This is a genomic window from Dongia sp. (assembly GCF_041906375.1).
In the GTDB taxonomy this organism is placed as follows: Bacteria; Pseudomonadota; Alphaproteobacteria; order Dongiales; family Dongiaceae; genus Dongia.
This window is the reverse complement of record NZ_JAYRJJ010000010.1, coordinates 34,790-48,959: the sequence shown is the minus strand read 5'-3', so window position 1 is coordinate 48,959 and position 14,170 is coordinate 34,790. Positions and strand designations below refer to the sequence as shown.

At 63.4% G+C, this 14,170-nt stretch carries 12 protein-coding genes; 8 read left to right on the top strand and 4 right to left on the bottom strand.

What is annotated here, in order from left to right; translation table 11 throughout:
• Positions 1-8: 8 nt before the first annotated feature.
• From cysC to ACE3OA_RS20435, 3 genes are all read left to right on the top strand, one after another.
• Positions 9-1,889, top strand: a complete 1,881-nt coding sequence (gene cysC / locus ACE3OA_RS20445; RefSeq protein WP_374314284.1) for an adenylyl-sulfate kinase — start codon at positions 9-11, stop codon at positions 1,887-1,889.
• Between the two features lie 339 nt (positions 1,890-2,228).
• A complete protein-coding gene (locus ACE3OA_RS20440; RefSeq protein WP_374314277.1) occupies positions 2,229-3,854 on the top strand; it encodes a peptidoglycan DD-metalloendopeptidase family protein in 1,626 nt (541 codons plus the stop codon).
• The gene (locus ACE3OA_RS20435; protein WP_374314275.1) at positions 3,838-4,308 is read left to right on the top strand and encodes a polymer-forming cytoskeletal protein; all 471 of its coding nucleotides are present in this window, start codon (positions 3,838-3,840) and stop codon (positions 4,306-4,308) included. Before ACE3OA_RS20440 ends, ACE3OA_RS20435 begins: the two co-directional genes overlap by 17 nt.
• A gap of 22 nt (positions 4,309-4,330) precedes the next feature.
• Here the strand turns inward: ACE3OA_RS20435 and ACE3OA_RS20430 are convergent, their stop codons facing one another.
• Both ACE3OA_RS20430 and ACE3OA_RS20425 read right to left on the bottom strand, forming a co-directional pair.
• Positions 4,331-5,350 (bottom strand): threonine/serine dehydratase, encoded by a 1,020-nt coding sequence (locus ACE3OA_RS20430; protein WP_374314273.1) that lies wholly within the window; start codon positions 5,348-5,350, stop codon positions 4,331-4,333.
• Positions 5,351-5,378: 28 nt separating this feature from the next.
• On the bottom strand, positions 5,379-7,499 hold the full coding sequence (locus tag ACE3OA_RS20425; RefSeq protein ID WP_374314271.1) for a lytic transglycosylase domain-containing protein: 2,121 nt from the start codon (positions 7,497-7,499) through the stop codon (positions 5,379-5,381).
• Positions 7,500-7,717: 218 nt separating this feature from the next.
• On the opposite strand from ACE3OA_RS20425, the gene dapA reads away from it, so the two are divergent.
• Positions 7,718-8,596, top strand: coding sequence for a 4-hydroxy-tetrahydrodipicolinate synthase (gene dapA / locus ACE3OA_RS20420; RefSeq protein WP_374314269.1), 879 nt, complete (start codon positions 7,718-7,720; stop codon positions 8,594-8,596).
• Between the two features lie 18 nt (positions 8,597-8,614).
• Complete coding sequence (smpB, locus tag ACE3OA_RS20415) at positions 8,615-9,091, top strand: SsrA-binding protein SmpB (protein WP_374314267.1); 477 nt, start codon at positions 8,615-8,617, stop codon at positions 9,089-9,091.
• Between the two features lie 178 nt (positions 9,092-9,269).
• On the opposite strand, the gene ACE3OA_RS20410 is transcribed toward smpB, so the two are convergent.
• Entirely contained in the window at positions 9,270-9,911 is a 642-nt protein-coding gene (locus tag ACE3OA_RS20410; RefSeq protein ID WP_374314265.1) for a uracil-DNA glycosylase, read from the bottom strand.
• A gap of 23 nt (positions 9,912-9,934) precedes the next feature.
• Positions 9,935-10,558: an NYN domain-containing protein gene (locus ACE3OA_RS20405; RefSeq protein WP_374314262.1), complete on the bottom strand. Its 624-nt coding sequence runs from the start codon at positions 10,556-10,558 to the stop codon at positions 9,935-9,937.
• Positions 10,559-10,749: 191 nt separating this feature from the next.
• Here ACE3OA_RS20405 and folK point away from each other — a divergent pair, with 191 nt between their 5' ends.
• From folK to ACE3OA_RS20390, 3 genes are all read left to right on the top strand, one after another.
• Positions 10,750-11,283 carry a 2-amino-4-hydroxy-6-hydroxymethyldihydropteridine diphosphokinase gene (folK, locus tag ACE3OA_RS20400; protein ID WP_374314260.1) on the top strand — a complete coding sequence of 178 codons (534 nt, stop codon included), beginning with the start codon at positions 10,750-10,752 and terminating at the stop codon, positions 11,281-11,283.
• 137 nt (positions 11,284-11,420) lie between these two features.
• The gene (gene rpoZ, locus ACE3OA_RS20395) at positions 11,421-11,810 is read left to right on the top strand and encodes a DNA-directed RNA polymerase subunit omega (protein WP_374314258.1); all 390 of its coding nucleotides are present in this window, start codon (positions 11,421-11,423) and stop codon (positions 11,808-11,810) included.
• Positions 11,811-11,918: 108 nt separating this feature from the next.
• Complete coding sequence (locus ACE3OA_RS20390) at positions 11,919-14,063, top strand: bifunctional (p)ppGpp synthetase/guanosine-3',5'-bis(diphosphate) 3'-pyrophosphohydrolase (protein ID WP_374314256.1); 2,145 nt, start codon at positions 11,919-11,921, stop codon at positions 14,061-14,063.
• The last annotated feature ends 107 nt before the right edge of the window (positions 14,064-14,170 follow it).

Here is a 14,170-nt window from a genome sequence, read left to right as displayed (position 1 = left end):
GCGAGTTGATGCGTATCGTCATCGTCGGCCATGTCGATCACGGGAAGTCGACCCTGGTCGGCCGCCTGTTCCACGATACCGGCTCATTGCCCGAAGGCAAGTTCGAGGCCATCAAGGCGATGTGCGAACGGCGCGGCATGCCGTTCGAATGGGCCTTTCTCATGGATGCGTTCCAATCGGAGCGCGATCAGGGCATCACCATCGATACCGCGCAGATCTGGTTCAAGACCGCAGCGCGCGACTATACCATCATCGATGCACCGGGGCACCGCGAGTTCATCAAGAACATGATCACCGGCGCCTCCAGCGCCGAAGCAGCTTTGATGCTGATCGATGCAGGCCAGGGCATCCAGCAGCAATCGCGCCTGCACGCCTTCCTGCTCAACCTGCTCGGTGTCAAGCAGATCGCGGTGCTGGTCAACAAGATGGATCTGGTGGATTTCCAGGAACAGCGCTTCAACGACATTGCGCAGGAATACAGCCACTATCTGGGCTCACTCGGCATTGCAGCCAACTACATTATTCCGATGACGGCGCGCGATGGCGACAATATCGTCCAGCGCTCGGCGCGGATGAGCTGGTATCAGGGGCCGACCCTGGTGGAAGCGCTCGACAGTTTCGAGCCGGCGGCACCTCTTGCCGCTTTGCCGCTGCGCCTGCCGATCCAGGATATCTACAAATTCGACGACCGGCGCATCCTGGCCGGCCGTATTGCCAGCGGCAGGCTGGCCGTGGGCGATACGCTGCTGTTCTCGCCCAGCAACAAGACAGCGCGGATTGCCTCGATCGAAGCCTGGGCGGCACCGGAACCGCAGAGCGGCGAAGCCGGCCAGTCAGTCGGCATCACGCTCGACGAGCAGCTGTTCATCGAGCGCGGCGAGATGGCGAGCCATGTCGATGCGGCCCCGCTCGAGAGCCATGTCTTCAAGGCCAAGCTCTTCTGGCTGGCGAAAACGCCCTTGCAGCTCGGCGCCAATTACCGGCTGCGCTTGCAGACGCGTGACGTCAACGTCGTCGTCGAGAGCATCGCCTGCGTCTACGATCCCGAAAGCTTCAGCGCGCGGCAAAGTGCGGCGGTCGAGCGCAACGACATCGCCGAGGTCGTGCTGCGCTCGCCGGCCCTGCTGGCGCTTGATTCGGTTGAAGCCAATCCGAAGACCGGCCGCTTTGTGCTCTCCGACGGGCGCAACATTCTGGCCGGCGGCACGATCGCCGTCGAAGGCTATCCGGACCAGCGGCGCCTGGTGACGATCCGTTCCAGCAACATCACCGAAGTGGCGCATGGCGTGACGCTGGCACAGCGCAGCTTGCGCAACGGGCATTCCGGCGGCGTGCTGTGGTTGACCGGTCTCTCCGGTGCCGGCAAATCGACCATCGCCATGGCGCTGGAGCAGGAATTGTTCCGTCGCGGTTTCCACGTCTTCGTGCTGGACGGCGACAATGTGCGCCGGGGCTTGAGCGCCAATCTGGGCTTTGCACCGGAAGACCGTGCGGAGAACATCCGCCGCATCGGCGAGGTCGCGGCGCTCTTTGCCGAATCCGGGCAGATCGTGATCACGGCATTCATCTCGCCCTATCGCGGCGATCGCGACCGTGCGCGCCAGGCGGTGGCCAAAAGTCTCGCGGGGAGCGAGCGTGCTGAGGCCGGTGCCGGCGCTTTCCATGAAATTTATGTAAAGGCGGATCTCGCCACCTGCGAAGGGCGCGATCCAAAGGGGCTCTATCAGAAGGCGCGTGCCGGCCAGATCGCCGAGTTCACCGGCATCAGCGCGCCCTACGAACCCCCGGTCGAGCCGGAACTCGTCATCGACACGGAGAAGCTGAATATTACCGAAGCCGTTGCTTTGGCCGTGCGCTATGTCGAGGCCCATTTCCGTCGGCCTGTGTGAGTTGCGCAGATTATATCAACTCATTGATCTAGAATGTTTTTCATATAAATGAGGGGCGCCCCTACCCGAGGCGGGTTGATTCGGCTTGCGTCCCCTTTTCGGTCCGCCTAAGTTAAATCCGATAATAATAAATTAACGATTTGCCGTGGCAGCAACAGCTGCCTTCGGTGCAATCGTCAGGGGGGCCAAGATCGCTTGGTCCGGTATGTGTCACGCGCCACACGGCGTCGGCTATCCGAGGGGTTCGCGGGTCGGTCGGGGAACGTAGGGCGGCTATGGGTCAATTGAGCGTCCTACCGTGGGGATGGGATCGTGGTAACCGGAAGAAAACCTGAAAAATTGTCACCGCGTCATATGGTATCGCGCGTTGCCGCGACTCTCTCGAAGCATTTCTCGCCGCGCGAACTCATCGTGCGCAGCGACGGCAAGATCAAATATGTGCGCCTGTCGACGCGCAGCCAGCTGGTCGGCGCATCGCTCATCGGCGGCATCGCTGTCCTGTCGCTGGCGACCTCGATCGGTCTTGCCATGCAGCAGGTGACGTTGCACGGCCGCGATATCGCCGTGCGCGAGGCCGAGGGCGCCTATACGGGCCTGCTTGCCGAAGTCGCCGATTATTTCGACCAGTTCAAGGGCAGCACCGGTAAGCTCGGTGACGATGAGGCTTATCTGCTGGGCCTGTCCGGCGAAAACGCCACGATGCGCGACGGGCTGCGTTCGATCGCCACACAGATTGAAGGCCCGGCACCGCTCGATGGCGCTGCCACTGGCAGGACTGTGGCCGCGGGCGAGGATCCGCTGCGCGCCAAACTGCGCGAAGCGCTGAAGAATCGGCTGCTCGCCTTCGACAGCGATCTCAAGCGCATCGCCGCGCGCAACCAGTCGCTGACCAACCAGATTGCCGATCTGAAGTCGGAAATCCGCGGCATTGAAGGCGATCGGCGCCGCATGGCGGCCGAACGCGACGAATTGACGGCGATGCTCGAACAGAGCCGCCAGAGCAACGGCAATCTTGCGACCCAGGTTGCTGACCTGACCGGCCGCCTCAATACATTGCGCCGCGATCATCAGGCCGCGACTGAGCAGGTCGCGAGCCTCACCGCCAAAGTCGGCTCGCTGCAGTCCGAGTTGCAGGTGGCGCAGGCGAGCAACGCCGATCTCACCCGCCAGGTGGCGCAGACCAAGCTGGCGCTCACCACGGTGATCAGCCAGCGCAATGCGTTGCAGCTCGGCCGCTCGGACCTCGGCCGCACCATCGACGAACTGCGCGACAAGGTGGCCTCCGTTCAGGAGAGCCAGGCGAATTTCGTGGCCTCGGTCACCGAGCGCACGCGCAACAGCCTCGAGGAAATGGAAAAGACCCTGGTGATGACCGGGCTCGACGTCGAGAACATGATTGCGGCGGCCGAGCAGAACGGCATCGGCAAGGGCGGTCCGTTCCTGCCGGACCCGGCGACCGGCGCCGATGAGACGGAACAGAAGCTGCTGGCCAACGTGGCGACGCTCGATGACGAAGTCGCGCGCTGGGAGAAGATGCAGGTCGTGCTGCGCTCCGTGCCGCTGGCGGCTCCGGTCGACCATTACTACATCTCCAGCGGCTTTGGCGCCCGCGTCGACCCGTTCAACGGCGCCCGTGCGCGCCATGAAGGCCTCGACATGGTCGGCACCCTGCGTTCGGACGTGCTGGCGACGGCGCCCGGAACCGTGATCGCCGCCGGCTGGAAGGGGAATTACGGCCGTGTCGTCGAAATCGACCATGGTCTTGGCATACATACGCTTTATGCCCATCTGGATTCGGTTGCCGTGAAGGTCGGGGATGTGGTGGACTACCGGCAGCTGGTCGGCAAGCTCGGGTCATCCGGGCGGTCGTCCGGCCCGCATTGCCATTACGAAGTGCGCTACAACGACAAACCGCTCGATCCCATGGGCTTTCTCAAGGCAGGTCGCTATGTTTTCAAAGGTTAACAAATCCGGGCAGCCGACGACGGTTCATGACTCGCCGCGGCCGAGCGTGAAGGCCGGCATTCCCTCCATCATCAGTGCCGATCTGCGCATCACCGGCGACCTCGTCTGCAGCGGCGACGTGCAGATTGACGGCTGGGTCGAGGGCGATATTCAGAGCCGCAATATCACCATCGGCGAGGGCGCCACGGTCCAGGGCGGCCTGCAGGCCGAATCCGTGCGCATCTGCGGTCTGGTGAATGGCGAGGTCCGCGCCGACATGGTCGTGCTGGAAAAGACCGCGCGCGTGACCGGCGACATCCTTCACAAATCGCTCGCCATTGAGCAGGGCGCTTACCTTGAGGGCATGTGCCGCCGCACGGATACGCATCCGGTCTCGGCGGTCGCGACCACCACGGTCGAGCCGGCCAAGGAAGTGACCAAGGAACCGCTGGAGAAGAAGGCCGCGACGGCCTGATTCTCCCGCCTAGCGATTAAGTTCAGACAAGCGGGTCGTCCCTGTCGGCGGCCCGCTCGATCATTTCGGGATCGGCATTGCCGCCCGAGCAGACGATGGCGACCGTCTTGCCGGCAAGCTCTCGCCGCATCGCCAGCGCACCGGCCAGAGCCGCAGCCCCACCGGGCTCCACCACCAGTTTGAGATGCCGGAGGGCGAAGTTCATCGCATCCAGCACGGCATCGTCGCTCACCACGCATGAGCCGGCCAGCAGCTTGCGGTGGATCGGGAAAGTGAGCGCCCCGGGCCGCTCCGCCATCAGCGCGTCGCAGATTGAGGGCGTCTTGCCCTGGTTGGGAAGGCGCTCTCCAGCGGCCAGCGAAAGATTGAGATCGTCGAAGCCCGCGGGTTCGGCGGCATAGATCGCGGCGTCGGCGAACTGGTCCTTCACTGCAAGTGCGACGCCGGCCACCAGCCCGCCGCCACTGCAGGGCGCCATCACCACGTCGGGCCTGGCATTGAGCGCCAGCGCTTGGCTGCAGATCTCCAGCCCCACGGTGCCCTGGCCGGCGATGACGAAGGGATCGTCATAAGGTGGGACGATGAGCCCGCCTTCTTTCGTCGCAATCGCACGGGCGATCGCCTCGCGATCCTCACTGCGGCGTTCATAGGGGACCACCTCGGCGCCATAGCCCTTGGTGTTGGCGACCTTGATCGCCGGCGCGTCGGACGGCATCACGATGGTGGCCTTGAGGCCAAGGAGCTTGGCCGCGGCGGCGACGCCCTGCGCATGATTGCCGGAGGAGAAGGCGACGACGGCACGCAAGCCCGGATCCGCCGCCTTGGCGGCGAGCAGCCGGTTGCAGGCGCCGCGGAACTTGAACGAGCCGGTGAGCTGCAGCGTCTCCGCTTTGATCAGCAGGCGGAAGCCCAGCCTTTCGCTCACCAGCGGATAATCGAGGAGCGGTGTGACGACCGCTCGTCCCTGCAGCCGTTCGGCTGCCTTTCGCACATCGGCGGCACTTGCCGCGAAGGCGGCTTCAGCCTGGATCGGCACGCTCACGATCGGACCTCGTCAGTTCAGGGTGAGGTTAGTTGATGGCAGGACGGTTGAGGTCGTCCTCTAGGGCGATGCGGGCACCATTCTCGGAGAGGCGGCTGCGATAGATCTGCAGATTCTCCATCACGCGCTGCACATAGTTGCGGGTTTCGTCGAAAGGGATGTTCTCGACCCAATCGATCGCGTCGGTTTCGGCCGAGCGCGGATCGCCATAGAGAATCGTCCAGTCGCGCACCCGGCTGGGGCCCGCATTGTAGGCAGCCACGGCCATGATGTAGGAGCCGTTGAAACGGTCGATCAGCTTTTCGAGATAGAGGCGGCCGAGGCGTACGTTGAACGCCGGATCGCTGGTGAGCTTCTTCTCCTGCAGCTTCTTGACGCCAAGCTCCTTGGCCAGCGGGCGCGCGGTCGAGGGCATCAGCTGCATCAGGCCCATGGCGCCGGCCGGTGAACTGATCCGCGCGTCGAAGGCGCTTTCCTGCTTGATGATGGCGAGGACCAGCGCCGGTTCCGGCTCCTTGCCGGCCGGCAGCTTGATGGTGGGGAAGAGGTATTCGGACAGCTCGAAACCCTTTTGCCGAGCATCCTTGGCGACGGCGATGGCAAGATCCTCGCGCTTGGCCGATTTGGCGAGGTCAGCCAGCAGCACGTAATCGGTGGCCTTGGTCGCGCGTGCCGTCATCGTCATGATGAAGGGGCGCACGCGCTCTTCGGCGCCGACCTTGGCCAGCAATTGCACGACCCGGACCATCTCGCGCTTGGCGAAGGCCGCTTTCTCGGCACCGCTCGGGCGAACGCCGCTGTCGAGCACCAGATGCTTCGGGTCGGTGAGGCGGGCCGCGGCCAGCTGGCCGTAATAGACGCTCAGATTCTTGGCGGCGTTGCGGTACCAGTCGGTTGCCGCCGCCATGTCGCCCTTGGCTTCGGCGGCACGACCGTTCCAATAGGCGGCCCGCGTCTTGCTGATGACCGATTTGGCGCCGTTATAGAGATTGGTGAAATGCTTGCGGGCGACGTCCGGCTCCTCAAGATAGCGCAGCGCCACCCAGCCGGCGAACCACTCGCCCTCGACGAAAGCATCGCCCGTATCGGCATTGTGCGCGGCGGCGAGGCGATAGGCGGCGCTGATGTCGCCATTGCCCAGCAGCTCGCGCGCGGCACGATAGAGTTCGTCCCACATGAGGTCGGGCCGCGCCACCTTTGCCGGCGGCGGATCGAGGAGCTGGAGCGCGCGCTCGATCTTGCCCTGCTTGCGCCAGGCGCGCGCCATTTCGTAGATGAGGCCGGCATCGTCGCGCAGTTCCAGCGGCACGAGGCCGCCGACCGCTTCGGGCGATATCTTTTTGTCCTGCAGCCGCATACGCGCGCTGGCAAGGGCGGCATGGCCGGAATCGACGCGCTTGAGCATGCGCACGGCCTGCTCGCGATCGTCTTCCCACAGCAAATTGTCGAGCCGCACGACATGGTCGGCCATGGTGATGATGTCGCCGAAGCGCAGCAGGAAGGTGTTCTCCTGCTCCTTGTTGAAGTCCTCGGTGGTCCAGGCAAGGACCGCGACCTTGCGGGCGCGGTCGAACTGGCGGTCGGCGCGGAGCGCGCCCAACAGCTTGATGGCCCCATCTGCCGTCAGCGGGTCGCGCGCGCCAAACCAGTTCAGCACCGCGGCGGTCGGGTAGATGTCCGGCATGGCGCGCTCGGCCTGGGCGGTGAGCGTGTCCCGCAGCGGCCAGTCCGGGTTGGCCTTGAGGAAGCGGGTCATTTCATCGAAGGAACGGCCCGGGCCCGGCCGGGTGAGGTCCAGCCACTGGACCACCTTGCCGAGCAGCGGCTCCTTGGCGAGGTCGGCGAGGCGCCGCGCTTCCTTCCAGCGGTCCTTTTCGATGGCCTGGAAGGCTTGCTGATAGAGTTTCTTGTCGTGCGCGCTGAGATTGACACCGTCGGCAAGGCCCGGCCGGACCAGGCCGGCGAGGCAGAGGAAGGCGGCAAGAGAGAGCCAGATCAGGCGCGACAGGAAGGCTCGGGGCAGGATGGCTGACCCCGATCGGGTGGTGCCGGACGGTGCCAAGGCACCGGAATTGAGAATTATGTGCTTCATTTCCTCGCTCGGCTGCGCGCGAATCGGCAGGCGCAGGCCCAGCATTCTATGAGCCAATTGCCTCTCACTCAATGGATTCAATGTGTTGGCCATCACACACTGATGCAGCACCTTCATTTATTGAGGCTAACTGACGCCAAAATACCACAGGCGGCGATTCGTCGGTTTTTTCGGCAGAACGCTTGCGGCGGGTTCGGTGGGCCGCTATTTTCCGGGCCCGATTTGCAACCACCCGCGGCGCCGGCCGCTCTGCGGGCGACCTGATGGAGCCAGACATGTTCAAGGGTTCGATGACCGCTTTGGTCACCCCGTTCCGCAACGATGCGGTGGACGAGGCTGCGTTCCAGAAATTCGTCGACTGGCAGATCAAAGAGGGGATCGACGGCGTGGTGCCGGTGGGCACCACCGGCGAATGCCCGACGGTCAGCCATGAGGAACATCACCGCATCGTCGAACTGGCCATCGAGGTGGCCAAGGGCCGCGTCCCCGTCATCGCCGGCACGGGTTCCAATTCGACCCAGGAAGCCATCGATCTGACCCGCCATGCCGAGAAGGCCGGCGCCGATGCCGCGCTGGTGGTGCTGCCTTATTACAACCGCCCCACCCCGGAGGGGCAGTTCCAGCATTTCAAGGCGATCCACGACGCCACCAACCTGCCGATCATCATCTACAACGTGCCGCCCAGGAGCGCCGTCGACATGTCGATCGACACGATGAAGCGCTGCGCCGAACTGCCGCGCGTGATCGGCGTCAAGGATGCGACGGCGGATCTTGCGCGGCCTGCCCGCACCAAGCTCGCCATCGGCGCCGATTTCTGCCAGCTTTCGGGCGAGGATGCGACGGCGCTGCCGTTCCTCGTGCAGGGCGGGGTAGGCTGCATCTCTGTCACCTCGAACGTGGCGCCGAAGCTCACGGCGCAGATGCACGCGGCCTGGCGTGCCGGTGATTTGAAGCAAGCGATGGAAATCAACGAGCGCCTGATGCCGGTCAATGATGCGATGTTCTGCGAGACCAGCCCGGGGCCGGTCAAATACGCACTCTCGATCATGGGCCATATCCAGCCGGACCTCAGGCTGCCGCTGGCACCCATCTCGGATGCCTCCAAGCAGAAGGTCGAGGCGGCATTGAAGAAGGCCGGCCTGATCGGCCAGTAAAAGAGCCAGTAACAGAACATGGCGCGCGACATCTCGACCAACCGCTTTGCGGCGCAGAACCGCAAGGCCCGGCATGATTATGCCATCACCGATACGATGGAAGCCGGACTCCAATTGATGGGGTCGGAGGTGAAGTCGCTGCGTCTTGGCCGTTGCAGCATCAACGAGGCCTTCGCTGCCGAACGCGATGGCGAGTTCTGGCTGCTCAATGCGCATTTCCCGGAGTATGAGGCGGCCAACCGCTTCAATCACGAACCCGGCCGGCCGCGGAAGCTACTGCTGAAGAAGCGCGAGGTCGTGAAGCTGGTGAATGCCACCCAGCGCGAGGGCATCACCGTGGTGCCGCTCTCGATCTATTTCAACGAACGCGGCCGCGCCAAATGCCAGCTCGGCATCGCCAAGGGCCGCCGCCAGGTCGACAAGCGCGCCGCCATCAAGGAACGCGACTGGAAACGCGACCAGGCCCGCGTCGTGCGCAACCGCGGCGGGGATTGAATCTCGCAAGCTGCTGCGCGACGGAGCATTTGCTGACATCCCCCCTCACCCTGACCCTCTCCCGCGAGGGGAGAGGGAATGAGATGCCGGTGGCAGAAGTCATCGACTTTGAAAGTTGTTGCCCAGGCCGCACCAAGCCCCTCTCCCCTCGCGGGAGAGGAGTTGGGGTGAGGGGGCGTCAGAGCCCCGCTGCCTTCTTCACCTGGTTCATCGCCTCACGGAACATCGCGGGCGTCAGCACGCCGGTATTCGTGTTGTAGCGCGAGCAGTGATAGCTATCGATGAGGACGCGGCCGTCGCTTAAATCGTGGCGACGGTTATGGCCGAATTTGAAGGCGCTGCGTTTTTCGCCGAGCGCCATCAGCGCCGCGTCATGGGCGATGGCGCCCAGGGCCAGATAGCAGCGCGCCGGTGAGGCTTCGAGTTCGCTTTTCAGGAAGGTGTTGCAGGTCCTGATCTCGGCCGGCAGCGGCTTGTTCTGTGGTGGCACACAGCGCACGCCGTTGACGATGCGGCAGCCCTTCAGCGTCAGCCCGTCATCGGGGCGCTCGTCATAGGTGCCGGTTGCAAGGCCCAGTTCCAGCAAGGTCGCAAAGAGCAGGTCGCCGGCCCAATCGCCGGTGAAGGGGCGGCCCGTCCTGTTGGCGCCGTGCAGGCCGGGCGCCAGGCCGATGATCAAGAATTTTGGCTTCGCGTCGCCGAAGGCGGGCACCGGTGCATTGAAGTAATCCGGCAGCTTCCGACGATTCTCGGCGCGGAAATCGGCGAGGCGCGGGCAGAGCGGACAGTCCAATCCCGGCGATACGGGGGCGGCTGGCATGGTGGATCAGACGTTGTCGCGGATCATTGGCCGCTCGGTTCATCATCCGGATGCGGTTCGCGCGGCGGCTGGTCGCGCGACGGGTCGCGATTGGGATCGCGCGGGCGCGGGTTATGCGCGCGGGCGACGATGGATGAAAGCTCCTCGAGCTCGACGAACATGTCGGCCTGACGCCGGAGTTCGTCGGCCACCATGGGCGGGTTCGAACGTACCGTCGAGACGACCGAGACGCGCACACCGCGCCGCTGCACCGCTTCGACTAGGCGGCGGAAATCGCCATCGCCCGAAAACAGCACGACATGGTCGAGATGCGCCGACATTTCGAGGACGTCGATGGCGAGCTCGATATCCATATTGCCTTTGATCTTGCGCCGGCCCATGGCGTCGGTGAATTCCTTGGTCGGCTTGGTCACCATGGTGAAGCCGTTATAGTCGAGCCAATCGACCAGGGGGCGGAGCGGTGAATACTCCTGGTCCTCGACCAACGCCGTGTAATAGAAGGCGCGGATGAGGCGGCACTGCTCCTGGAAATGCTTCAGCAGGCGCTTGTAGTCGATGTCGAAACCGAGCGCGCGGGCGGCGGCATGGAGGTTGGCGCCATCAATGAAGAGACCGACCCGTTCCTGGGCGTAAAAGCGAAGGGGCATTATGTTGTCCTCGTCGGCAATATGAATGAAAGATATGTTGGTCCGGTGAGCCGGCATCTATATGAGACGCTCTGCGCGGACCTTAGTGCCGATGGCCGGCGCCTCGCAAGATTTAATGAGGCGAACCATCCAATCCCGGTTCGGCGCTGGCGCGATACGGACAAGTGCAATCGAAAGTCGGAAAAAGCGGCGTGACGGAAAGCATTTTTATCGGATTGGGAGCGAACCTGCCCAGCGATGCGGGGAGCCCGGTGGCGACGCTGGAAAAGGCGGTGGCCGACATCGCCGCGGCCGGGATCGACATCCGCCGCCGCTCGCCCTGGTATGAATCCGCCCCCGTGCCAGCGGCACCCGACCAGCCCTGGTATGTGAACGGTGTCATCGAGGTGGCGACGGAACGCTCTCCGGCCGCGCTTCTGGTTTTATTGCAGCAGCTGGAAGCCGCCAGCGGCCGGATCCGCTCGGTCGCCAACGCCGCCCGGCCGCTCGATCTCGACATCATTGCCTATGGTGAGCGCGTGGCCCAGCATATGATGGGGGATGTGGCCGGGGATGTGGTGGGGAATTCTGGGCCCCTGCTGCCGCATCCGCGGATGCAGGACCGCGCTTTCGTTCTGCTGCCGCTCCAGGCCATCGCGCCCCATTGGCGCCATCCGGTGAGCGGCCGGAGCGTGGCCGAGCTCATTGCGGCCCTGCCCGCAGGCCAGGAAATCCGTTTGCTTTGAGGCGCTTGCGGCGTTGTTTCGCACGGTCGCAGCGCCATGCGCCTGCGGCATGATGCCTGCCCGGCCCCGCTGCTTGAACCAGCAAAATCAATATAGTAGGTTCAGGCAATTAGGCGAATTCCTGGAGATTATCGAAAATGGCGCGCGTTACAGTCGAAGATTGCGTAGACAAGATCCCGAACCGGTTCGAATTGGTCATGCTGGCTGCCCAGCGGGCCCGCGAAGTGTCGGCCGGTGCCCAGATCACCGTCGATCGCGACAATGACAAGAACCCGGTCGTGGCCCTGCGCGAGATTGCCGACGAAACCGTCGTCCTTGCCCAGCTCACCGACAACCTCATCACCGGCCTGCAGCGTCATGTCGAAAATGACGAGCCGGAAGAAGAAGGCACCGGCTTTGGCACCGGCGCCGGCGATCTGCTGGCGGAAATGCAGCAGGCGCAGATTTCCGATGACGAGGCCGAAGAGGCCGACATGGCTATCGACGGCGAGTTCGAAGATGCCGCGGAGGCCGATGACGGCAACTGATCGGGCATTCCCGTCGTCAGTTACCTTATTCCTGAACAAGGGAAAGGATTGGTTTCACCCGCATGTAGGTAGAGCCGCAGAAGCGGCGAGAGGTACATCGAGGACCGCATGATCCGGCAATTCGAACTGGTCGAGCGGGTGAAATCTTACGATCCAGGCGCGGATGAGGACCTCCTCAACCGCGCCTATGTTTTTTCAATGAAGGCCCATGGCAGCCAGGCGCGTGCCTCGGGCGATCCCTATTTCTCGCATCCCCTGGGCGTCGCCGAGATCCTGACGCGGTTGAAGCTCGATTCCGCTTCGATCGCCACCGGCCTCCTCCACGACACGGTCGAGGACACCGAGGCGACGCTCGAGCAGGTGCAGAGCATGTTCGGCGGCGAGGTGGCGCAGCTGGTCGACGGCGTTACCAAACTCTCGCGCCTGGAACTGCAGTCGGACAACACCAAGCATGCGGAAAACTTCCGCAAGCTGGTGCTGGCGATGTCGAACGATATCCGCGTGCTGCTGGTGAAGCTCGCCGACCGCTTGCACAACATGCAGACGCTGCATTTCATCAAGAATGCGGACAAGCGCCGGCGCATCGCTGCGGAGACGATGGAAATCTATGCGCCGCTCGCTGAGCGCATGGGCATGCATCAGCTGAAGGACGAGCTTGAAAACCTCGCTTTCTCCGAACTCAATGCCGATGCCTATCAGTCGATCATCCAGCGCCTCTCATACTTGCGCGAGCAGGGTGCGGATATCTGCACCAAGATCATCGCCGAGCTCTCGAAGACGCTGAAGGAAGCAGACGTCGTGGCCGAAGTGTCGGGGCGCGAAAAGACGCCCTTCTCGATCTGGCGCAAGATGCAGAAGAAGCGCATGGAGTTCGAGCAGCTCTCCGACATCATGGCCTTCCGCGTGATGGTCAAGGATATCGGCCAGTGCTACCAGGCGTTGGGCGCCCTCCACGGCAAATATTCGATGATCCCCGGGCGCTTCAAGGATTACATCTCGACGCCCAAGCCCAATAACTACCAGTCGCTCCATACCGGCATCATCGGCCCGCAGCGCATGCGTATCGAAGTGCAGATCCGCACCGAAAACATGCATGAAATCGCCGAAATGGGTGTGGCGGCCCATTGGGGCTACAAGCAGGGCGCCAACAAGATCGACGGCCGGCAATATCGCTGGCTGCGCGAGCTCCTGGATATTCTCGAACATGCCTCCGGCCCCGAGGAATTCCTCGAGCATACCAAGCTCGAAATGTTCCAGGACCAAGTGTTCTGCTTCACGCCTAAGGGCGATCTCATTGCGCTGCCGCGCGGGGCGACGCCGGTCGATTTCGCCTATGCGGTGCATTCGGAAGTGGGCGACACCTGTGTCGGTGCCAAGATCAACGGCCGCATCATGCCGCTGCGCACGGAATTGCAGAATGGCGACCAGGTCGCCATCGTCAATTCCAAGGCGCAGACTCCCTCGCCGGCCTGGGAACGCTTCGTCGTCACGGGCAAGGCGCGTGCCTGCATCCGCCGCTTCATCCGCACGCAGCAGCGCGCGCAATACATGGAACTCGGCCGGGCGATGCTGCACAAGGAATTCGCCCATGCCGGCTATGAATATACCGAAAAGGCGATCGACGGCGTCCTCAAGAAGTTCAAGGCGGACGAGATCGAAGACCTGGTGACACAGGTCGGCGAAGGCCTGGTCAGTGCGCGCGAAGTCGTCAACGCGATCTTCCCCGGCAACAAGACGCAAGGTGCGCCCAGCGACAAGGTGGTGCCGCTCAAGCGCGACGCCAAGAAGGGCAAGGGCGCCCATGCCATTCCCATTCGCGGCCTCATTCCCGGCATGGCGATGCATTTTGCCGGCTGCTGCCACCCGCTGCCCGGCGACCGTATCGTCGGCATCGTGACGACCGGCAAGGGTGTCACCATCCACACCATCGATTGCGAAACGCTGGAAAGCTTTGCCGACACGCCGGAGCGCTGGCTCGACGTCGCCTGGGACCAGGACAAGAACGCGGTCGAACAGCATACCGGGCGGCTCGACGTCGTCATCGCCAACCAGCCGGGCAGCCTCGGTTCGCTCACCACCGTCATCGGCAAGAATTCCGGCAATATCTCGAATTTGAAGATCATCAACCGCTCGATCGACTTTTTCGAAATCATCGTCGATGTCGAGGTGAAGGATCTCAAACACCTCACCAACATCATCGCCGCCTTGCGCGCGACACCCTCGGTCAATTCGGTCGACCGGGCCAGGGGCTGAGGGCTAGGTGTACAATGTCACCTCTCCATTCTCCGTCATGCCCGGGCCCTGTCGGCGCATGCCGACATGCGTCGGCGGGGCCCCGGGCATCCACACGTTCAACTGCA

Coding starts and splice junctions, on each gene's coding strand:
- rpoZ (WP_374314258.1), top strand. CDS start 11,421: ATGGCGCGCGTTACAGTCGAAGATTGCGTAGACAAGATCCCGAACCGG.
- smpB (WP_374314267.1), top strand. CDS start 8,615: ATGGCGCGCGACATCTCGACCAACCGCTTTGCGGCGCAGAACCGCAAG.
- cysC (WP_374314284.1), top strand. CDS start 9: ATGCGTATCGTCATCGTCGGCCATGTCGATCACGGGAAGTCGACCCTG.
- ACE3OA_RS20405 (WP_374314262.1), bottom strand. CDS start 10,558: ATGCCCCTTCGCTTTTACGCCCAGGAACGGGTCGGTCTCTTCATTGAT.
- ACE3OA_RS20390 (WP_374314256.1), top strand. CDS start 11,919: ATGATCCGGCAATTCGAACTGGTCGAGCGGGTGAAATCTTACGATCCA.
- dapA (WP_374314269.1), top strand. CDS start 7,718: ATGTTCAAGGGTTCGATGACCGCTTTGGTCACCCCGTTCCGCAACGAT.
- ACE3OA_RS20435 (WP_374314275.1), top strand. CDS start 3,838: ATGTTTTCAAAGGTTAACAAATCCGGGCAGCCGACGACGGTTCATGAC.
- ACE3OA_RS20410 (WP_374314265.1), bottom strand. CDS start 9,911: ATGCCAGCCGCCCCCGTATCGCCGGGATTGGACTGTCCGCTCTGCCCG.